The sequence below is a fragment of the Sphingobium sp. TomTYG72 genome, assembly GCF_055394715.1.
This window is the reverse complement of the sequence record NZ_AP027336.1, coordinates 551,449-570,774: the sequence shown is the minus strand read 5'-3', so window position 1 is coordinate 570,774 and position 19,326 is coordinate 551,449. Positions and strand designations below refer to the sequence as shown.

Here is a 19,326-nt window from a genome sequence, read left to right as displayed (position 1 = left end):
GGGACCGCTCGCAAAGCGAGTGGTGGCGGGGAATAGCGCGCCGCTCATCCCACCACCGCATCCACCATCAGCTTCACCCCCAACAGCACCATCAACACATAGATCAGCGTGTAGAACCGCGCCGGATCAACCTTCCGCGCCAGCACCACCCCCGCATAGGTCGCCCCAATGGCCACCGGCGCCAGCATCGCGGTCGCCATCAAATTGGCCCGCGTAAACTGCCCCAGCGCCGCATAAGCGGGCACCTTGATCCAGTTCATGATGGCAAAGGCAATCGCCGTGGTGCCGATCAGCATGTCGCGCGCCAGCCGCTTGGGCAGCACCCACATCTGAAATGGCGGTGCTCCCGCATGCGCGATCTGGCTGGTAAAGCCGCTCGCCACGCCCAGCAACGTCCCGACCCAATTCGGCGAACTGGACGGCAACACAACCTTCCCGCCCCGCTCAACCCACAGCCTCTGCACGCCAAAAAGCGTAGAAATGAAACCGAGCGCCCCCAACACAGCCGTCTCCGGCACCCGCGCGGCGAACAGGTAACCCAGCCCCACGCCGACAACCATACCCGGCATCATCACCTTCAATATGTGCCGATCCCAGCTATGCCGGAACGACCAGACGCTCACCGCATCCTGCAATATGAGGATAGGCAGCATGATCGCCGCCGCTCGTACCGGATCGATGCCCAGCGCCATGATCGGCATGGCCAGCGCCCCTGCCCCGGCAAAGCCACCCTTGGCGAGGCCAGAAAGGATCACCGCCACGATCGCGCATGTATAATAAAGGTAATCGCCGCTCATCGCCCCGCCCTAAAGCAGAGGAGCGCTGAAGCGAACAGCTTTTCCAGCTAAGCTCAGGCGCTAGCCCGGTATCCGATCAGAACACCGAAGGCAAAGGTAGCCAGCAGGGCCAGCTGCACACGGCCATGCGGATCGTCATAGCCGACGATCTGCTGCCCAAAGGCGAAAAGCCCCACAAACATCGCCAGTGCAAGACCAGCCATATTCAAAACCCTCTATCCCGTCCCGAAACCATAGCGCCGTCTCGCTAATAAAGGGATAATGCCTTGCCTGGCGCGGCGCAGGGGACTAGGGGGTGCGCCATAGCAATCCACGGAGTTTTTGGCCTCATGAAAGCCCGCATCTTCGTCACCCTCAAGGGCGGGGTTCTCGACCCGCAGGGCAAGGCGATCCACCACGCACTCGACGGTCTGGGCTTCTCGGGCGTCAACGACGTGCGCGCGGGCAAGCTCATTGAGCTGGACCTGGCCGACGGCACCAGCGACGAAGATATCGACGCCATGTGCCGCAAGCTGCTCGCCAACACGGTGATCGAAAACTACCGCATCGAAAAGGTGGCCTGAGCCATGAAGAGCGCCGTCATCGTCTTCCCCGGCAGCAATTGCGACCGCGACCTCGCCGTGGCTTTCGAGGCGGTGATCGGTGAAAAGCCGATCATGGTCTGGCATCGCGACACCGAATTGCCCGAAGGAATCGACCTGATCGGCGTGCCCGGCGGCTTCTCCTATGGCGACTATCTCCGCTCCGGCGCAATGGCGGCGCGATCGCCCGTCATGCAGGCCGTCGCGAAGGCGGCCGAGCGCGGCACCTATGTGCTCGGCATCTGCAACGGCTTCCAGGTACTGACCGAAAGCGGCCTGCTCCCCGGCGCCCTGCTGCGCAACGCAGGCGGCCATTTCGTCTGCCGCGATGTCGCGTTGACCGTCGAGAACGCCCAGAGCGCCTTTACCAGCCGCTATGCCGCTGGAGAGACAGTGACCTATCCCGTCGCCCATCATGACGGCAACTACTTCGCCGACGCCGCCACGCTCGACCGCCTCGAAGGCGAAGGCCGCGTTGCGTTACGCTATGCCGAAGCCGTCAACGGCTCCGCCCGCAACATCGCCGGCATCCTCAATGAAGCTGGCAATGTACTGGGCATGATGCCCCACCCCGAACGCGTAATCGAACCCGCCCACGGCAAAACAGACGGCCGCCGCCTGTTCGAAGGTCTGGTAGAGGGACTAATGGCCCGCGCCTGACCCGGCGCGCGCTACCCTCCTCCACGCCCAGGTCCCTGATCCAACCACCCAACACCCGTCATCCCAGCGCACGCTGGGATCTCAGGAGGCCGGGCAGAACGCCATCAACTTACGCTGGCAACGAGATTGGGACTGTCGCCTTACGACCAGTTCACGCCCTTCTGACGCGGCGACCGCCTGCTTCAAAGCGGTCACGTTTCAAGACCGCGATGATCTTCTCGTAAGCACGAGCGAGGGCATCATGTTGCTGCCGGTCCATCTCGCAGATTGCACCTGCCGCACTACATTCTGCCAGTTGTTGTCGGCGTTGTAAGTTTATGATTTGCTGCATTACCGTGACCTGTAGGATGCAGGAGGTTGGCGCGAGACGTGAGCGGCCGAGCGCTTAATCTCGCCGGTAAGAATCTTATTCTTTAACAACAGGCGAACTTGTTCGGCGTCCCTTCCGTCAAGCAAAACCACTCTCGAACCACCCGACGCCAAGGTTTCTATCGTTGAAATGCGAAAACTGTGCGTGGCGCAAATCTTCTCGATCTCAGCCACGCTCGCCGTCGTGTTGACAACCCGACTCATGAATGTTGTCCTTCGCCGCCAAACGGATATGGGGCAAAAGCTTTTCCACTATTCACCGGGCCTGATCTGTAAGGATAGTCATGGGCACGAATGCGCCGGGCATAGCTCCGGGCACGAAATCGATGAGCGGAACGCGCAAAAATACACGTTGCCTCCTGCTCTTTTAAAAGCTCGATTTGTTCATTTTCCAGTAGATTATTCAGGTCTTCCATGGGCACACCTCAGCAGGCAAGCGGGAGCGCGATGGTCTCTCTGTCAATACGAAGGCTTGCGGGCTGATTTCGCTCGATTACTCCTCCTAGCAGAATATTTTTACTTTGTCGCATCATTTGCGAAAGGCTATTCGATAGCATAATCCCTTACAGTCGATCCGCTCCATACAAGCCATCCCCCTCCCGCAAGCGTTCAAACGAGGCAAGTGACTTGTTTGAAGGGTTAGGGGTGGGCGCGAGCGCAGCGAGCTTCCGCGTCAGCCCCCCTCAACAATGCCGATGTTGCGCGACTACAGCCCCCGCACAAACGCGGGCAAATGCGCCACCCCGCTAGGATTAGGCCCCGCCATATACAGCGCCATAACAGTCCCCAGCGCAATCGCCACCCCATAAGGGATCGGCCCGCCCGGCGCGAAGATCGCCAGCGAAGACCCGTCCCGCACCGCTTTCGGCACCATCCGCCGCCCGGCCATGATCAGCAACGCCAGCACGCCCCCACCGACCGTCACATAAACAAACCAGGGCAGCGCCGCGCCCCAATCGAACCACAGCGCACAGGCCGCCAGCAGCTTGACGTCACCCCCGCCCATCCATCGCAGCGCGAACATCAGGCACCCGAGCGCGAACACGGCCAGAAACAGCGTGCCATTCTGCCAAATGTCATTTTCCCATCCGGCCAAGGCAACCCAGGGCACGAACAACCCCATGACCAGCAGCGGAAAGATGTTGGATATCCGCAACCGCGCAATATCCTCGATCGCCGCGCCCAATAAAACCAACGACAGCGCAATCAGGACAAGGTCCTTCGTCATGGCCTTGCCCCCATGCCAGCTAAAGCCGCAGTCGCCTCCGGCTGAAAACTCTCCGATTCCGTGACCGCGCGGCTCAGATAGGCCCGCGCCTTCCCCGTGTCCCCCATGCGCAACGCCACCTGCCCCGCATCGCTCAGCCGCCTGGCCCAGCTATTGGCGTCATCGGCGGCGCGCCTTTCTATATCGCGTCCGGCCATCACCTGCGCGGCATCGCTGTGCGCGATAAGGCGCGCGTCATCAGGCGCCATGTCCCGCGCCTTGTCGAATATGGCGATCGCCTTCTCCGCCTGTCCCTGCGCCATCAGCGAAAGCCCATAATTGTTCAGCACCTGCACCGGCCTGTCGGTCAACTGAAAGGCCCGCTCATAGGCGGCGGCACTCAGCGCCCAGGACTTTGCCTTGTCATAAGCGACGCCCAGCGCGTTCCACGCCCGCCAGCGCGACGCACACTGATCGATGGCGCGGCGCAGCGCTTCCGCCGCCTGCTCCGCCCGGCCCAGCCGCAGCCTTGCGATGCCCAGCCCTTCATCGATCCGGCAATCCGCCGTTCCCGCCTCGCCGATCGCGGAAAAGCGCGCCTCCGCCTCCGCATCCTGTCCCTTGGCCAGCGCCATTTGCGCCACCGCAATGTCGATGCCCCGCTTGTCCTGCGCCTGCGCATTGTCGCGCCATTGGCCCAGCATCAACTCGGCCTGTACGATCCGCCCGCCTTCGATCGCATCATCGATCAATCGGCCATAGTCCAGAGCCGCTGCGGGCGTCGTCTCGGCTGCTGTCGCGCCGGGGGATATGGCCGCAGCCGCCAGCAGCAGCAGGATGCTCATCCCCGGCCCCCGCTCCACGCCCATAGCTTCTGAAACAGGCTGTCGGGCTTATCCCCGCCCGCCATCGTCGCGCAAAAGCCGGTAGCATCGGAACCATCCTTAGACTCTCCGCATCCTGCCACCGTCACTTGCGTTGGCGCTGGCCGGGTCGTGATCGGCGCCGCCAACGACCGCGAAAGGGATATGGCTGGCGCCGCGCCAACCCCGTCCGCGATGGTCACGATCGCGGTATTCAGTTGCGCGATGGCCCGCCCCGGAAGCGCAGCCCGCATGTCGCCCGCCGACACGGTGCGCAACCGCACCTCGCCCATCGAAACCCGCTCCAGCTCCAGCCCGGCCGCCCGCACGGGTGCCGCCGGACGCTTGCCACCGTCCATCGCGATCTGCACCAGCGTCGGGCGGCGCGCACCACCAGCTTGCACACCCTGCCCGATCTCAGCCAGCAAGGCGTTCGCTTCTCCCTGCAAACCCTGTGCGTTCAGGCTCCGTGCGAAGTTGCGATGGATGCGCTCGTCCATGGGAGCCCGTGCCAGGGCCAGCTCGAAATAATCCCGCGCCAGATCATGCCGCCCCATCGCCCCATAGCTGATCGCAACACCGTTTAACGCGTTCACATCAGCCGGGTTCTGTCGCATCGCCCGCCGGTAAGCATCCAGCGCGAGCGCATATTCCCCGCGCGAAAACAGCAGCTGCCCCCGCGCGATGGCTTCTTTCCCCGTCGCCGCCGCCTCGGCATTTACGGGCCGGATCGCCACCTCCCGGTTGGCCGAACTGCATGCCGCGCTCGCCAGCATCAGCGATATCGCCACTGCCTGTCTCATCATGCCCCCGTCCCCCCTTTTGTTTCCGCTACCGGGTCAACACCGGCAGGATTTCCCTCACCACCCGCACCACGGCGGGCAGCATCAGCACCCCGATCATCACCGGCAGCATGCAGGCGACCAGCGGCACGGACAGCAGCACCGGCAGCCGGTGCGCCTTCTCCTCCGCCCGCATCCGCCGCTTCTCCCGCATTTCCGCCGCATAGACGCGCAGCGTCTGCCCGACGCTCGATCCCAGCTGGTCCGACTGGATCAGCAACGTCGCAAAAGACCGGATTTCGTCCACGTCCACATCATCCGCCATCCGCCGCAGAGCGTCCGCCCGGCTCATCCCCGCCCGCAGTTCCAGCACGACCTTGCCCAGCGCCTGCGACACCAGCGGGTGTGAGATGGCGAGCTCACGCCCCACCCGGTCCATCGCCGCTTCCAGCCCCAGCCCCGCTTCGACGCACACCAGCATCAGGTCCAGCGCATCGGGAAAGCCGTGGACGATCGCCTCCTGCCGCCGCGCCGCCTTGGCCGAAATGAACAGGTTCGGCAGATACAGCCCCAACACCGCAACGGCGGTCGCCATGAAATACAGCTTCACCGGACTCGGCGGCTCGGGCTTGTTGAGCGACATCAGCACCAGCACCGCAGGCAGCGCCAGCGTAAGCACCAGCCGAATGAAGGTAAATATCTTCGGCGCCTCGGGCGAAGGATAGCCCGCCGCGATCAGCCGCTTGCGCAGGCTGTCATTCTTCGTATCGGCCAGCGAAATGCCCAGCTTCTCGATCCGATCGACCAGCTTCTTCCATTCGCTATTGTTGCGCTCATTGCGCAGCGACTGCCCACCGCCCTGCACCGCGCCGCCCGCATCGCTGACGACATCCAGTCGGCTCCGCACCCTCGACGCACGCGCGACCGCCTCGGTCACCCCATAGACAATGGCCACGATCGCGACGAACAGCAGCACCAGCAACACCGGCCGAAGCTGTGAAATGAGGGCGAAGTCCAGCATCAGGTCACACTTTCAAATCAACCATGCGGCGTATCGTGACGAAGCCGATGATGTAGAGGATGATGAGCCCGGAAAAGCCAAAGATGAACATCGGGTCCTGCGCGATATCCAGGTAGAAGGCCGGGTTGAGCAGGAACAGCGCCACGAACGCCAGGATCGGCAGCGCCGTCAGCATGACCGCCGTCATCCGCCCTTCGGAACTCAGCGCCCGCACCTTCAGGAACAGGCTCGCCCGCTCGCGGATCACCAGCGACAGATTTTCGAGGATCTCGGCCAGGTTGCCGCCCGTCTCCGCCTGCACCGACAGCGACGTCACGAACATGTGCATCTCGTTCATGTCCCACCGCTCGGCCATGCGCTGCAAAGCATCACGCAGGTCGGAGCCATAGGTCACCTCGTCGACCACGATCCCAAACTCGCTGCCGATCGGGTCGCGCATCTCCTTGGTCAGCAGGTCCAGCGCCGCCGCGATCGGATGTCCCGCGCGCAAGCCCCGCACGAAGGTATCGAGCGCGACCGGAAACTGCTCCTCCATCTTCTTGCGCCGCCGCTGGCTCATGCGGTTAAGCACCATGACCGGCAGCAGCACGCCCAGCGACACGGCGAAAGCCCCCGCCATCACGATCATGCCCGCCGTCATGCCATATCCCGCCACCAGCGCACCGATCACCACGATCAGGAACAGCACCCCCGTCGCAATCGCCATGAACGTCAGCACGACGCGCGCAGGCACGCTCAACCCCGCGCCATGCAGCGACCGCACGACGCTCAAAGCCATCCGCCCAAAAACGCTGTCATGGTTGAAGTTCAAGCTGTCGTCATTGCGCCGCAGCTTGGACAGCACAGTGCTGCGCTCGAACCCCGCCGCGATCATCTTCAGCCGCTTGTTGACGACCCGCTCGGTCCCTGCGCGCGCCCGGAACCAGCTATGGAGTCCCTCGATCGTCAGGATCACCGCCGCGAACAGCAGGACCAGAACAAAGGCACGTATGTAAAGCGGATTGATCATTGCACCACCGCATCAGGACGGAAAAGATCAGCGGGCAGGTGAATGCCCCGATCGGCCAGGTCGGCCATGAACTTCGGACGAATGCCGGTCGCTTCGAAATGACCACGCACCATGTCATTCTCGTCCCGGCCCGTCATCTTGAAGCGGAAGATTTCCTGCATGGTGATGACCTCGCCCTCCATGCCGGTAATCTCCGAAATGCTGAGCAACCGCCGCCGCCCGTCGGACAGACGCCCCACCTGCACGATGACGTTCAGCGCCGAAGCAATCTGCGCCCGCGCCGATCGCGGCGAAATATCGACGCCGCTCATGCCGATCATCTGCTCGACACGGGACAAGGCATCGCGCGGCGTGTTGGCATGGACCGTGGTCATCGACCCGTCATGCCCCGTATTCATCGCCTGAAGCATGTCGAACGCCTCCCCGGCGCGCACTTCGCCCACGATGATGCGATCGGGCCGCATGCGCAGTGCATTCTTCACCAGATCGCGCTGCGTAACTTCGCCCCGACCCTCGATATTGGGCGGCCGCGTCTCCAGCCGCACGACATGGCGCTGCTGCAACTGAAGTTCCGCGGAGTCCTCAATGGTGACAATCCGCTCGGCCTCATCGATGCTCGCCGACATCGCGTTGAGCAGCGTCGTCTTGCCCGAACCCGTGCCCCCGGAAATCAGCACATTGCGCCGCGCCGCCACAACCGCCGCCAGCACCTGAGCCATCGGCGTGGGCACGCTGCCCAGCTCAGAAAGCCGCGCCATGCTGATCGGCACCTTCGCAAACTTACGAATGGACAGCAGCGATCCATCGACCGCCAACGGCGGCACCACCGCATTGACGCGCGACCCGTCCGCCAAGCGCGCATCGACAAAGGGCGAAGCCTCGTCCACCCGCCGCCCGACCGCCGACACGATCTTCTGGATGATGCGCAGCAGATGCTTCTCATCCTTGAAGCGCGTCGCCGTCTCCACCAGCCGCCCGCCGCGCTCGACGAACACGATCTTGTGCCCGTTCACCAAGATATCGGTGACGCTATGATCCTTCAGCAGCGGCTCCAACGGCCCCAGCCCCAGCAGCTCATCCAATATGTCGGACACCAGCCGCTTGCGCTCTTCCAGATTCAGCGCATGCTTCTGCAACGCCAGCTGCTCATGGACGATCTCGCCCACTTCAGCCTCGACCTGCGCCCGCGACATATTCTCCAGCGCTGACAGGTTGATCAGGTCGATCAGCTTCTGGTGCAGCGCGACCTTCAGCTCGGTATGCCGGTCCTCTTCCCAATGGACCAGCTCGGTATCGGTCGGCCCCACCTCATCGCGGGGATCACCAAAGCGGCTGTCGCCCTTCCGGATCTGCCACATCACCCTTTCTCCGCCTGACGCCGCGCTTCGACCGCCTGCACCGTGCAATCGACGATATCCTGCATGTCCTTGCAAATACGGCTGCGCGCCTTCAATTCCTGGATCAACACCCCCTGATCCAGCGCAGAGCTGACCAGCGGGAAGTCGTTCGCGATGCTAAGGTTCACCGGATGATCCAGCGCCGCCGCCGCATCCTCCAGCCCGATAGCGCGGAACAGCTTCTTCTCGACCCGATTAGCGATCACATGAATCCGCGCAGGATCAATATCCTGATCCCGCAGCAAAGCGATCTGCCGCCGCGCCTGCCGCAGGCTGGCAATCGTCAGCTCGCACACCAGAAAGATAACCTCCGACCGCGCGACCAGCGACATGGACCAGTTCGTCCAGTTGCCCGGCAGGTCCAGATAGATGGTATCATAATGGCGCTGCGCCAGTTCGATCACGCGGAACACCTGATCGGCATTCACCGCCTCCAGCGGCATGATGTCCGTCGGCGCCGTCACGACATGCAGCCCGGTCGGCGTCTCGACGGTGACAGAAGCCAGCAGCTCCCGGTCCACCCGATTACCACCCTGCAACAGGTCCGCCAGCGTCAGCGGCGACGTGATGCTCAGGAACGTCCCCGCATTGCCGAACTGCACATCGAAATCGAACAGGCAAACCCGCTCGCCCGTCTGTTTGGCGTTGCGCGCATGCAGGCTCGCCGCCTGCGTCGCGATAGTCGTCGCCCCCACGCCGCCGACGCTCTTGATGATCGACACAAGCGCGCCCGTCTTGACGTCACACCCACCCTTGGCCGCAATTTCCCCCCGCAGCTGGTCGATGATCGACGACAGCTCGCTCGCCTGCAAAGGCAGCGCCACCACATCGTTGATCCCACTCCGCAGCAAGGCCCGCACCAGCGGAATCTCCGCATTGCGAACAGCCGCAACCACCAGCAGCGACGGATGAGCCGCCCGCAAAGCCGCCAGCCGCCGCGTCGATGCATCATCGTCCGGCTGCACCTCCAATATGACGGCCTTCGCCTCCGCCACCAAAGACTGCGGCAATGCAGCCCCGGCAGGCAGCATGGACAAGGCCAAAGACTGCCCGCTCAGCTGATCCCCAAGAATATCGGAAGCCGCCACCTCCTGCTCCGAAAGGATCAGATGAATCCCCTCATCCCCCACATTGAGTGTCCAGCTCTCGGCCGCTTCCGCTGTGTTCGTCACGATGCCCAAGATCTTGTTCCTCAATTTGATACCGTGCCCTGGCCATCTTCCATGGTGAGGGCGGCGCTGAAGCTGGGGAGCGGAATGGTGCCGCCGAAAAGTTGCAACAAAGTCGGCTGAAAGGTTAGCCGAGATAGCTCGACAGTTACGATTGGCGATGCATCAGAGCCATTTGGATCACCAGCATATCCCAGCCCCGAAGATTTATATAAAATTTCGATATTCTTGCTCTTCAACGTCGGCATAAACAGACGCATCCTATCAAATATTCTTGTATAGGCTGTCGCGTCCGCAGTTTGCCCCCAAGGACAGGCAGGAGTGCAGGAGTCACATTTAATGTCAATCGACTGGCTAGAGGGATCATCATAGCATTTCATTGTGCCATATGCATCGGGTGGAATTGCGTCGCCTTGACCAAGACTTCCCGACCTCACAAAGCTATAACCCGCCATATCACTTGCCACCGGATCGGTGGCTACAGCGAAACGAACCCCCATTTGGGTCGCTTTTTCCGCCTGATTCCAAGTCCACATCAGCCGACCGACATCAAGAATGCCAAGTAAAAAGATGATGAGAAGCGGCAAGACGAGCGCGAACTCGGCCGCAGACGACGCGCGTGTGTCACGAGAAAGAAGTGAGAGCCAGCGCGTCATATCCCCTGCACCGTCGCTTGAGACTCCGACACCAGATTCAGCGTATTGCTGGTAAAGCCGAGATTGTTAAATAGAGATCGGTACGGGACGGTCGCCGACACCTTAACCTTAGGCAGGTCTGTAATGCCTTTGTATATGCCGGAATAATTTCCGCCGGTAATAGCGGTGCAACTGAGCGTTACAGTCACGGTGTTGGGATCAGTCCAATTGATGAGTCGCGCAGTTCCGCCCGTAATCTGCCCAGTGCGAGTCAGATTACGCGTTTTGGTAAGGACATCGTTGCCAACCAAGTTGGGACATGTGAAGTCCGTAAAAGAACGGCGAGCAGCATAACGCGCACCATCACGTACAGCCTTCGCCACGACATGCTCACTCAGAAAATAGTTCCCAAGTTCAAAAGAACCAAACATCAGAGTGATCAGCAGAGGAGTGACAATAGCCATCTCGGCAGCAGCAGCGGCTCGCGTTGATACCAGAATCTTGCAAAAGAAATCTCGCATCTCAAATCACTCGATCAAATAGGGAGATGATTTCTGAATATATTGAGGAGCACTCGCCCCATTTCCGCTAGATCCAGCAAGCCCAATAACTTCTACATAAAGATCGTTTGATTTCGTACGCTTTGGGTTAGCGTTCGGTCGAGCCAGTGTTGGCTCCACAAGGAAAACATCGATCCAGTCGAGAACTTTGAGGTCTTTCGACGAACCGTTCACCGGTCCGCCCTTATCCGCAGTCTTACAATTGATCACCGCGACGGAAAGTCTGCGGCGATCAGCGTTTGCCGTAGGCGGGACCGCGCTTCCGGGCTGACAAACTGGAGCCATGTAACTGGTTCGGTCGCCAGTCAAACTATGTGACGGCAATGCGTTGACCGCCGCCTCCCACCTATACACAGCATAGCGGGTCGGCTTGGTGGAAGTCGATGTCGTGTATCCCAATGCTTGCCCGGGCGTTTTGCCATTATAGACATTGGTGTCAGCATAGAGGTTCACACCACCATGATTAACTCGCCAATAGGCGTTGACGTCCCAATCGCCGTCTCCCACCCTGCCTCCTGAGCAAATGCCTTCATCTTCGAAGTTTTTCGGTCCTGCTACGGCATGACATTTGTCTCGCGGCATACCCATCGCCTTAGGCGTCGTCGTGATATCCGTAGTGGTCGAAGGTAAATAGGCCTCAGAGTCATCTACCAGAGCCCAGCCTTCACCGCCTCCGTTGGCGATGGCAGCGGATGGACAAGCAGCTGTAGAATTCTTTTTACCTTGCATGACCACGTCTTTGCCTACATTTACCGAAGGCGGGCAAAGGCTACCGTTCCCACAGGTGCTGAGACCATTTGAATAAATGTCGAAGCGTGTATTTAGCGCGTCAAAAACAGAGTTAGGGATGCCTGGTTCTGTTGTGACGCCATCTCCCTTTGTGCAATCAAAATTTGTGCTTAAAAGCCCCATGGCATCACGCAATGCGTCTTTTCCTGACATTCCGTTAGTTTGGAGAAAACCAAAGTTACCGGGGCCATAATCATTACCTTTGACATCACTGTCATTTGCAACCAACCTGAGACCCTTACCAATCAGGGCGCTTACGTCGAAGGTTGTATTTGTACTGGTCTCGCTCGGGTTGCAGAGCATTAATGGCGGCACCTTGCATACAGCTTGCCCCACCCCCGCATAAGCGGTTGCAGATAGCGCGCCCGACGAAAATGCTGCAACGATAGGCGTTAATGCAAAAAATGCTGTGCGGGAATTAACAGTTACTTCAACGAAGTTGGCAGTAGCATCCGTCAACGCGCCCGTGTCGCTGCGATCTTTGTCTTTATAGAATTTGATGAATCCAACGCGGTCACAATCAGCTTCATTTGCGATTGTGACGGCAAGACCAGCTTGGTCATTAGCAAAACGAGTATCATTGCGGATCAGCGCACTTGCTGCATTGGCTGCACGACTGCATGCGCCCGTCTTCCCATCCAACTGCGTGGCCGCCGCCAGAGCCGCCTGATCCGCCGCACTCTGAAGCTCGGAGTCCAGCCCCGCCATCCGCGCATAATCAAACGCGATGCCACCCGCCGCGATCAACCCGAAAAGCGACAGGGCCACAGTCGGCGCCACCGCACCGCTGGTTGACCTTAGCAGGCTGTTCCGACGGGCAGACATGGATCGAAGCCCTCCCCGCTTACCGGCCGCCCGAGCCGCCACCGCCGCCGCCAGACCCGCCGCCAGTGCCGGAGGTCGTGCTGATCGTCGCGGGCTTCTTCACCTTGTCGGTGCGATAGCGTTCCACCGCCGCCGCGCTGCGCTTGCCCTCGCCCCCTTCGACGAGCGTGCCTTCATAGCGCGGCTCCGGGTTGATCACCTGCAGCGCATAGTTATTCCGCACCGCCCCGCCAAAGGTCGGGTCGTTCGCCGTGCATCCCGCCAGCGCCGGTACGGCAAGCATCGCGGCCAGGGACAGTCTGCGCATGGTCTCACTCCCGCTCATAGTTCATATCCGCTCTGGCTCGCGCCCGCCGGGGCCTGAGCCGGAGCCGGAGCAGCCGCCGCCGGAGCAGCAGGAGCAGGCACGGCCTGCCGCTTTTCCGGAGGCATCGCGTCAGGGTTAAGCGGATTGATCCCCACCGCCTTGTCCGTCCGCCCCATCAGGAACAGGTCCAGCTCGTTGGGATTGCCCACCCGGTCGGTCGGCAGGCTCACATCCTCCGCCCGCATCGGCTTCACGAGGCGCGGCGTCACGATCATGACCAGCTCGGTCTGCTGCTTCTGAAAGCCCGTCGAGCGGAACAGCGACCCGATGATCGGGATCGAACCCAATATCGGCAACTGCCGCACAGTATCCTGAAAGTCGTTGCGCAACAGCCCGGCAATCGCAAAGGACTGCCCATCGCGCAGCTCCACCACCGTCTTGGCCCGCCGCGTCAGCAGCCCCGGCACCACCAGCCCATTGATCGACACGGACGCCGAAGGGTCGATCGAACTCACCTCCGGCTCGACCACCAGGTTGATGATCCCGTCGCTCAGCACCGTAGGCGTAAAGCCCAGGCTGACACCAAACGGCTTGAACTCGACGGTAATGCCATTATTGCCATTGCCGCCCCCGCCGCCGCCATTCTGCACCACGGGAATCGGAAACTCACCCCCCGCCAGGAACGACGCCGTCTCACCGGACAGCGCCACCAGCGTCGGTTCCGCCAGCGTCTTGACCAGCCCCTTCCTCTCCAGCGCATCCAGCGCGGAAAACAGGTTCAGGCTGCCAATCTTGTAAGCCCACGTCCCCACGCCGAACGCATCAGACAAACCGTCCAGCTTGATGGTGGGAACACCGTCATTATTGGTCGGGATGATGGACTCCCCGGCCAGATTGCCGATGCTGCCCGCCGTCCGATTGCCCGTGAAGCTGTGGTTCAGCCCGATCTGCTTCGCCGCCTGCCGGTTCACCTCCGAAAAGCGCACTTCCAGCATCACCTGCTGCGAAGCCCCGACCGACAGCATGTTGACGACCTTCTCGTCACCGCCCGCATAAGTCCTGGCGACCTGCACCGCCCGGTCCACCGCCGAAGCGCTCGACACCGTGCCGGTAAGCACCACCGCATCATTGGAGATACGCGCGCCGATCTGCTCGCCGGGGATCAACTCCGCCAGCTGCCGCTTCAGCGTCACGACATCCGGCCCCACCGCCACATCGACCACGGCGATCAACATGTTGCGGCTGTCATAGAGGGTAAGGCTCGTCGTCCCCACCTTCTTGCCCAGTACATAGAGCGACCGGTTGGTCAGCGGCAATATGTCCGCGACGTCCTGATTACCCACCAGCGCCTTGGAAAAAGCGCGATCAACCGTCAGCACCTGGCTCTTGTTGAGCGGCACGTCCAGCTGCCCTGCATGATCCACATTGCTGGCGGTCAGCGAAGCGATCTGGGCCGGGGCAGATGTCGCCCCCCCTGCGGCCAGCGCCATCCCAAGCGCCAGCGCCGTCATCGACTTAGCGGGAACCATAGCGCTTCACCTCATAGCTGGTGCCGGTCGTGCCGCGCACGATTTCGACCGATGCGGTCGCGGGCAGGGCGGAAACATTTTTCGGAACGCTGCGCCGGGGCGCACGCATCCTGGGCATCGGGGCAGGCGCGAAGCCAGCCTCCGCGATCCGGGCGCGCGGGCCGGAAAAACCGCCGACATAGGCGCCGTCACGCAAATCCTCGATCCCCACCGTCTGCACGGCCGGGTTGGGCTGGTCCGTCACATTGCGCAGCACCAGCGTCAGCTGGCCGACCTGCTGGCCCAGGACCAGCTTCTGCGCATCGACCTGATTGACCTCCAGCGTCGCGGTCTTGCCGACCGCCGGGTCCTTTGAGCTGTCATTGGCATTCTGGTCGATGGCGATGATACGGGTGTTCTGCAGCAGCACGTCGGTGATCTGCTGGCTCGCGCCGCCCATGCCGTCCTGCGCCGTACGCGTGACGAAGACATCGACAGTATCACCCGGCAGCACGAAGCCGCCAGCCGCCGCCACGTCGCTCACGCGAACCGCGACCGCACGCATTTCGGGCCGCAGCACACCGGACATGGTGGCACGGCCCCCTTCTGCGGACAGCTTGGATGTCAGGATTGGCTCACCCGGCTCGATCTGGCGCAGCACGACGCGCTGCTTGCCAAGGGAGGTGAGCTGAACCGGATCGCGAAAAGCGCCCGGCGGCACCGAAGCCGAGGGCCAATCGACCACCCTGATTTTTTCCGGAGTGACCGCCGTGCCAAAGGCCAGAGGCATCGATGCGACGACGACCTTGACCATGCCCCCTTGCGGAGTGGCCTGCGCCTGCTCGGCCTTGCTCAAATAGCTGTTGGCGATGAACACCGCCGCCAGGCCCAGCAAGATCGCGAAGCCAAGGATTATTAGAGATCTGCGCTGCCCCACGACAACTCCCCCCGGAATTAACAAGTGGATGAAAGCCAGCCGAGTGCTCCGACCGACTTACATAATTAAACTAACAACCAGTCGCCTGAGCATTATTGATGCAGTTAGTCGCCGTGTTCATTGCATCCTTTATCGCTCCGCCTAGAGTGAAAGCAGCAAGCGCAATACCCGTGCCCACAATCGCCAAAATAAGTGCATATTCTGCCGCCGAAGCGCCACTTTCATCAGCTAGCAAGCTTTCAAAGAACTTCATGATAACCCTCCTAATTACCATCGACTTAGCTGCAAGACGATCCGATCTCATCACCCCTCAAATTAATAACTTAGGCATGATAAGATCGGAAGGCTATCAGCAGACGCCGTTATTAGAATTGGCGTTAGCAATGCAGTTCGTGGCTTTGTTCATAGCGCCTTTAATCGCGCCGCCGAGTTGAAAAGCCGCCAGCGCAATACCCGTGCCCACAATCGCCAAGATCAACGCATATTCCGCTGCCGAAGCACCGCTTTGATCATTCCAAAGGTTCTTGAAGAAAGTCATGTCTTTTACCCCTATTTGACCGGAAACCATTTTCCCGGCTGCTCTCGCACAGTTCTGCGGAGGGGCCTTTGCCACCTGGCGACCCTAGCGGTGTTTCTCCACTCGCCAGGCAGTTGGGCAGTTTCCCGTAGAACTTGCCCCCAAATTGGCTCAAAGACGGGGCAAGTCAACATGGTAAAAAAAGACTATATTTTACAATATCTTACGCCAATTTTTTGTTAACCATTTTTGATTTCCATACCCATATCCGCAAGTAATGATACAGAATTATTTAGTATATCCTTGGTTATATATCGATTGAAATCAATAGAAATAGATCTATTTACTGTAGGACATTTTTTCGTTTCTACTAATATATCTTGTGAAACTAACAGTAAAACCACGAAAATCGGAAATCTATACTTTTGCTTCTTAACAGTATAAAGGTCTAATTAACGATATATATCCATGGCTCTTGGTGGTCCGCCTGGCCCCATGCTCGCCGCCAATAGCTCCACCGACCCTTCCGCCCTATCACCTTTTAAGGGTACAGTCTCACACCGTCACGCGGCGTCGCACCTCACGCTCCATCGCGAATCAGCAACAACCCGCCGCGCTTCATAGCCCGCGAATCGCCCGCATCTTTTTGGAAACGAATCAGCTTGGCTCGCCGCCTTGCCGAACCACGCGATCTGCTCGGCATCACCCCAAAGGCTTTCAGGCGCTCACCCGGTTGCGAAAAGTGATGTTCACCCGCTCCGACAGCAGCAGATAGGGCAGCCACAGCGCCGCGCTGATCAGCACCTTCTTGATATTGCCGGTCAGCAAGTCGACCAGCGCCAGCTCAACAGCATGGGGCACATCCCCGATGCGCGCCACCAACTGCGCAATGCCCAACTGCGCCATCAGGTCCACGCCCCACACCATCACCAGAAACCGGGGGAACAACGGCACCATGCGCAACGCCATGGCAAAGGCGAACATGTAAAGGCAGGACAGCAGCATCACGTCCGCCAGCATCACCGCATACAGGCTGACGAACCATGTCGGCGCATAGCTGCCCAACGCAGGCACCGCGCTCAAAAACTCCAGCGTCCGCACCGGCACGTTGAGCGCGATACCCAGCAGCAACGACGCCATCACGCCATACAAGCCGAATTGCGACATCTCGCGCGCCTTCAGGCAATCGATCTTGCGCCACCGGCCGACCTTGGCCAGCCGAATGCTCGGCTGCGCATGCATGCGCCCGGCCGGAAACAGCTTCAGGCCCAGCAGCAGCGTCGCCACCGGACCGCCGACGACCAGCAGGTAAGGCAACAGCCCCGCCTCGCTCGCCCAGGGAACGCTGGCATAGGGCGTCGCGGGAAAGGCCAGCCGCACCCCACAGGCAAAGGCCGCGATCACGACCCAAGCTGCAATGATGCGCTCCAGGTTCAACTGCAACGACAGCACCAGCGCCACGCTCTTGCGGTAAAGATGATCCTGAACCAATCGCACCATGGAAACCCGGACCTCCGCCCACCGCCAACTAGAAGGGCCGACTATCAACCATTCTGGTTAACCCCCGGTAAAACGCCCCGCCCCCAATTTAGTTCTGCCCTTAAATCCTCCCCATGCTTGCATGGGGAGGGGGACCAGCGAAGCTGGTGGAGGGGAAAACGCGCAACATCCCCCAAATGCCCACCCTAACCTCAACTCCCCCAACACCACCCCCCCTCACTTCCGCGGCACGGTAATCTGGATCATCGTCCGCCCGCCCAGATTGTGCAGATACACCTCGCCCCCCAATCCCTGTATCCGCCGCGTCAACGACCGCGATTGCACCGCGCCGGTCGATCCCAGCCTTGCCAGATTGGGCACGCCATCATCCGTCACATGCAACGCGATCCGGTTGCCCGCCGGTCGCAGGGAAAATTCCATCGTTCGCGCCCCGGCATGGCGCACGGCATTGGCGACGATCTCCCGCACGGCAAAGCTCAGTTCCCGGCCGATCATCGCGCTGGTGGCGCAATTACCCTCCTCCACGCGCAGGTCGCACTGGATTCCCCATTGCTGCGCCAGTGACCGGACGACCATCGACAGCGTTTCGGGCAGATAGGCCAAATCCTCCTCATCGCGCACCGGATTGATAATCCACCGGATGGTGCCGATCTGATCCTTCGCAATCTGATCAATAGTACGCAGCACGGGAATGGCGTCTTCCACCGATCCGTCCAGCACCGGCGCGGCCTGATAGCGAATGCTGGCCAGCGCCTGCAACACACTGTCATGCAATTCCCGCTGCAACCGTTCACGCTCCCGCGCGCCTGCGATGACATGGGCCAGGTCCAGGCTGTTGCGAACCGTCAGTTCCTCGCACGCGCTCTCGAACACCCGCTGCGCGATCGCCGCCACATCCTCATGCGTCGGGTCGTCCAGCTGAACCGCGCCCACCGCCTCGAACGTGCCCAGCGAAACGTGCAGCGTCATCACCGTTTCAGCATCCAGCAGGGCCGCCCAGGCCCGGCCACTCCGCGTCAGGGGCTCGATCTGGCTGACGCCGTCCTGCGACAGGCTGATCGACGCGCCACGGCGGCGGTCATGCCATCCCGTCTCAACCGCCAGCAATGCGTCGCTGCCCTCCGGCACCTTCTCCCCGGAACGGCTTGATGCAAAGCGATAGGCTTCCGTGCTGGCGGTACGGAACAGCAGCGCGCCATTTTCACCGCCCGTCGCGATCTTCAATGCCTGCAACAGAAAGGCGCCAGCGCTACCCTTCACCAGTTGCAGGCTGCCTTCCGTCAGCCTCCTTGCCCGCTCCTCCTGAAGCAGCTTTTCGCGGCGCGGGCCAAGCAGCATGCCCGTCACCGCTATCACCACCGCAAGGTATAGCACGCGCAACGCCACCCATTCCGCCTGTGGTTCCGATGGAACCGCGACCACATCATTTACCCATATGGTCAGCAGCGCGGTGCTCGTGGCGAACGCCCCGACCAACAGGTGGAAACGCCGCCGCACGATCAGCGCGATCTCGACCGCCACGAACAGGCTGCCCGGATAATAGGGGCTGGTCGACGCGTTGGTGACGACCAGCAGCCCCAGAAACAGCAGAGCATCCAGGCACACCACCGGCTTGCGGATACGCATTTCCGTGACCCATGACCGTCCGGACAGGATCAGTGCGCCCATGGCGAGCAGCAGCATCGCAGCGATGATGCCGTTCTCCGCCGCCTCGGCCCAGGACCGGGGCGTCGCGAAAACGAAGCTTGCAAAGCCATAGACGCTGGCGAGCAAAAGCCGCGTGACGTCCAGCATGCGCCATGGCCGAAGCGAGGACAGGGCGCACGAGCGCCGCCCGCCCAAGGTCCGCAGCAGTTCGGCATGTCTTCTGATCATGCTCTCACAACTCCGCCC

General features: G+C 61.0%; 22 protein-coding genes. 2 read left to right on the top strand and 20 right to left on the bottom strand.

The genetic code is table 11. The features are described 5' to 3' along the window. Positions 1–44: 44 nt before the first annotated feature. A complete protein-coding gene (locus tag ACZ5U1_RS02965; RefSeq protein ID WP_464779303.1) occupies positions 45–797 on the bottom strand; it encodes a sulfite exporter TauE/SafE family protein in 753 nt (250 codons plus the stop codon). A 53-nt stretch (positions 798–850) separates the two neighbouring features. Beyond that, positions 851–1,000 (bottom strand): hypothetical protein, encoded by a 150-nt coding sequence (locus tag ACZ5U1_RS02960; protein WP_176502204.1) that lies wholly within the window; start codon positions 998–1,000, stop codon positions 851–853. A 126-nt stretch (positions 1,001–1,126) separates the two neighbouring features. Between ACZ5U1_RS02960 and purS the strand changes: the two genes are divergently transcribed. Both purS and purQ read left to right on the top strand, forming a co-directional pair. Beyond that, the gene (gene purS / locus ACZ5U1_RS02955) at positions 1,127–1,360 is read left to right on the top strand and encodes a phosphoribosylformylglycinamidine synthase subunit PurS (protein ID WP_022683267.1); all 234 of its coding nucleotides are present in this window, start codon (positions 1,127–1,129) and stop codon (positions 1,358–1,360) included. Between the two features lie 3 nt (positions 1,361–1,363). Beyond that, complete coding sequence (purQ, locus tag ACZ5U1_RS02950) at positions 1,364–2,038, top strand: phosphoribosylformylglycinamidine synthase subunit PurQ (protein WP_464779302.1); 675 nt, start codon at positions 1,364–1,366, stop codon at positions 2,036–2,038. A 569-nt stretch (positions 2,039–2,607) separates the two neighbouring features. Here purQ and ACZ5U1_RS02945 read toward each other — a convergent pair. From ACZ5U1_RS02945 to ACZ5U1_RS02860, 18 genes are all read right to left on the bottom strand, one after another. Then, the gene (locus tag ACZ5U1_RS02945) at positions 2,608–2,823 is read right to left on the bottom strand and encodes a hypothetical protein (protein ID WP_464779301.1); all 216 of its coding nucleotides are present in this window, start codon (positions 2,821–2,823) and stop codon (positions 2,608–2,610) included. Positions 2,824–3,113: 290 nt separating this feature from the next. Then, on the bottom strand, positions 3,114–3,635 hold the full coding sequence (locus ACZ5U1_RS02940) for an A24 family peptidase (protein ID WP_464779300.1): 522 nt from the start codon (positions 3,633–3,635) through the stop codon (positions 3,114–3,116). Then, positions 3,632–4,459: a tetratricopeptide repeat protein gene (locus tag ACZ5U1_RS02935; protein WP_464779299.1), complete on the bottom strand. Its 828-nt coding sequence runs from the start codon at positions 4,457–4,459 to the stop codon at positions 3,632–3,634. Before ACZ5U1_RS02935 ends, ACZ5U1_RS02940 begins: the two co-directional genes overlap by 4 nt. Continuing rightward, positions 4,456–5,283 (bottom strand): tetratricopeptide repeat protein, encoded by an 828-nt coding sequence (locus ACZ5U1_RS02930; protein WP_464779298.1) that lies wholly within the window; start codon positions 5,281–5,283, stop codon positions 4,456–4,458. Before ACZ5U1_RS02930 ends, ACZ5U1_RS02935 begins: the two co-directional genes overlap by 4 nt. 25 nt (positions 5,284–5,308) lie before the next feature. After that, entirely contained in the window at positions 5,309–6,280 is a 972-nt protein-coding gene (locus tag ACZ5U1_RS02925) for a type II secretion system F family protein (RefSeq protein WP_464779297.1), read from the bottom strand. Positions 6,281–6,284: 4 nt separating this feature from the next. Then, positions 6,285–7,289 carry a type II secretion system F family protein gene (locus tag ACZ5U1_RS02920; protein ID WP_464779296.1) on the bottom strand — a complete coding sequence of 335 codons (1,005 nt, stop codon included), beginning with the start codon at positions 7,287–7,289 and terminating at the stop codon, positions 6,285–6,287. Next, a complete protein-coding gene (locus tag ACZ5U1_RS02915) occupies positions 7,286–8,647 on the bottom strand; it encodes a CpaF family protein (RefSeq protein WP_464779295.1) in 1,362 nt (453 codons plus the stop codon). The genes ACZ5U1_RS02920 and ACZ5U1_RS02915 overlap by 4 nt, the downstream gene beginning before the upstream one ends. Next, complete coding sequence (locus tag ACZ5U1_RS02910) at positions 8,647–9,858, bottom strand: AAA family ATPase (protein WP_464779294.1); 1,212 nt, start codon at positions 9,856–9,858, stop codon at positions 8,647–8,649. Before ACZ5U1_RS02910 ends, ACZ5U1_RS02915 begins: the two co-directional genes overlap by 1 nt. 20 nt (positions 9,859–9,878) lie before the next feature. Further along, positions 9,879–10,511, bottom strand: coding sequence for a TadE/TadG family type IV pilus assembly protein (locus ACZ5U1_RS02905; RefSeq protein ID WP_464779293.1), 633 nt, complete (start codon positions 10,509–10,511; stop codon positions 9,879–9,881). Beyond that, on the bottom strand, positions 10,508–11,011 hold the full coding sequence (locus ACZ5U1_RS02900) for a TadE family protein (protein WP_464779292.1): 504 nt from the start codon (positions 11,009–11,011) through the stop codon (positions 10,508–10,510). The genes ACZ5U1_RS02905 and ACZ5U1_RS02900 overlap by 4 nt, the downstream gene beginning before the upstream one ends. A 6-nt stretch (positions 11,012–11,017) precedes the next feature. Then, positions 11,018–12,664, bottom strand: a complete 1,647-nt coding sequence (locus ACZ5U1_RS02895) for a pilus assembly protein TadG-related protein (protein ID WP_464779291.1) — start codon at positions 12,662–12,664, stop codon at positions 11,018–11,020. A gap of 19 nt (positions 12,665–12,683) precedes the next feature. Continuing rightward, positions 12,684–12,971, bottom strand: coding sequence for a hypothetical protein (locus ACZ5U1_RS02890; RefSeq protein ID WP_464779290.1), 288 nt, complete (start codon positions 12,969–12,971; stop codon positions 12,684–12,686). A gap of 14 nt (positions 12,972–12,985) precedes the next feature. Continuing rightward, positions 12,986–14,500: a type II and III secretion system protein family protein gene (locus ACZ5U1_RS02885; RefSeq protein ID WP_464779289.1), complete on the bottom strand. Its 1,515-nt coding sequence runs from the start codon at positions 14,498–14,500 to the stop codon at positions 12,986–12,988. Beyond that, positions 14,487–15,374 (bottom strand): Flp pilus assembly protein CpaB, encoded by an 888-nt coding sequence (gene cpaB, locus ACZ5U1_RS02880; protein WP_464779288.1) that lies wholly within the window; start codon positions 15,372–15,374, stop codon positions 14,487–14,489. The genes ACZ5U1_RS02885 and cpaB overlap by 14 nt, the downstream gene beginning before the upstream one ends. A 112-nt stretch (positions 15,375–15,486) precedes the next feature. After that, positions 15,487–15,669, bottom strand: coding sequence for a Flp family type IVb pilin (locus tag ACZ5U1_RS02875; protein ID WP_464779287.1), 183 nt, complete (start codon positions 15,667–15,669; stop codon positions 15,487–15,489). A gap of 96 nt (positions 15,670–15,765) precedes the next feature. Beyond that, complete coding sequence (locus ACZ5U1_RS02870) at positions 15,766–15,954, bottom strand: Flp family type IVb pilin (RefSeq protein ID WP_464779286.1); 189 nt, start codon at positions 15,952–15,954, stop codon at positions 15,766–15,768. 696 nt (positions 15,955–16,650) lie between these two features. Then, positions 16,651–17,433, bottom strand: coding sequence for a DUF2569 domain-containing protein (locus ACZ5U1_RS02865; RefSeq protein WP_464779285.1), 783 nt, complete (start codon positions 17,431–17,433; stop codon positions 16,651–16,653). A gap of 216 nt (positions 17,434–17,649) precedes the next feature. Then, on the bottom strand, positions 17,650–19,308 hold the full coding sequence (locus tag ACZ5U1_RS02860; RefSeq protein ID WP_464779284.1) for a sensor histidine kinase: 1,659 nt from the start codon (positions 19,306–19,308) through the stop codon (positions 17,650–17,652). Positions 19,309–19,326: the final 18 nt, after the last annotated feature.

Coding starts and splice junctions, on each gene's coding strand:
- ACZ5U1_RS02965 (WP_464779303.1), bottom strand. CDS start 797: ATGAGCGGCGATTACCTTTATTATACATGCGCGATCGTGGCGGTGATC.
- ACZ5U1_RS02900 (WP_464779292.1), bottom strand. CDS start 11,011: ATGCGAGATTTCTTTTGCAAGATTCTGGTATCAACGCGAGCCGCTGCT.
- ACZ5U1_RS02860 (WP_464779284.1), bottom strand. CDS start 19,308: ATGATCAGAAGACATGCCGAACTGCTGCGGACCTTGGGCGGGCGGCGC.
- ACZ5U1_RS02885 (WP_464779289.1), bottom strand. CDS start 14,500: ATGGTTCCCGCTAAGTCGATGACGGCGCTGGCGCTTGGGATGGCGCTG.
- ACZ5U1_RS02890 (WP_464779290.1), bottom strand. CDS start 12,971: ATGCGCAGACTGTCCCTGGCCGCGATGCTTGCCGTACCGGCGCTGGCG.
- ACZ5U1_RS02905 (WP_464779293.1), bottom strand. CDS start 10,511: ATGACGCGCTGGCTCTCACTTCTTTCTCGTGACACACGCGCGTCGTCT.
- ACZ5U1_RS02870 (WP_464779286.1), bottom strand. CDS start 15,954: ATGACTTTCTTCAAGAACCTTTGGAATGATCAAAGCGGTGCTTCGGCA.
- ACZ5U1_RS02865 (WP_464779285.1), bottom strand. CDS start 17,433: ATGGTGCGATTGGTTCAGGATCATCTTTACCGCAAGAGCGTGGCGCTG.
- ACZ5U1_RS02920 (WP_464779296.1), bottom strand. CDS start 7,289: ATGATCAATCCGCTTTACATACGTGCCTTTGTTCTGGTCCTGCTGTTC.
- ACZ5U1_RS02960 (WP_176502204.1), bottom strand. CDS start 1,000: ATGGCTGGTCTTGCACTGGCGATGTTTGTGGGGCTTTTCGCCTTTGGG.
- ACZ5U1_RS02925 (WP_464779297.1), bottom strand. CDS start 6,280: ATGCTGGACTTCGCCCTCATTTCACAGCTTCGGCCGGTGTTGCTGGTG.
- purS (WP_022683267.1), top strand. CDS start 1,127: ATGAAAGCCCGCATCTTCGTCACCCTCAAGGGCGGGGTTCTCGACCCG.
- ACZ5U1_RS02935 (WP_464779299.1), bottom strand. CDS start 4,459: ATGAGCATCCTGCTGCTGCTGGCGGCTGCGGCCATATCCCCCGGCGCG.
- ACZ5U1_RS02930 (WP_464779298.1), bottom strand. CDS start 5,283: ATGATGAGACAGGCAGTGGCGATATCGCTGATGCTGGCGAGCGCGGCA.
- ACZ5U1_RS02940 (WP_464779300.1), bottom strand. CDS start 3,635: ATGACGAAGGACCTTGTCCTGATTGCGCTGTCGTTGGTTTTATTGGGC.
- ACZ5U1_RS02945 (WP_464779301.1), bottom strand. CDS start 2,823: ATGGAAGACCTGAATAATCTACTGGAAAATGAACAAATCGAGCTTTTA.
- purQ (WP_464779302.1), top strand. CDS start 1,364: ATGAAGAGCGCCGTCATCGTCTTCCCCGGCAGCAATTGCGACCGCGAC.
- ACZ5U1_RS02915 (WP_464779295.1), bottom strand. CDS start 8,647: ATGTGGCAGATCCGGAAGGGCGACAGCCGCTTTGGTGATCCCCGCGAT.
- ACZ5U1_RS02875 (WP_464779287.1), bottom strand. CDS start 15,669: ATGAAGTTCTTTGAAAGCTTGCTAGCTGATGAAAGTGGCGCTTCGGCG.
- ACZ5U1_RS02895 (WP_464779291.1), bottom strand. CDS start 12,664: ATGTCTGCCCGTCGGAACAGCCTGCTAAGGTCAACCAGCGGTGCGGTG.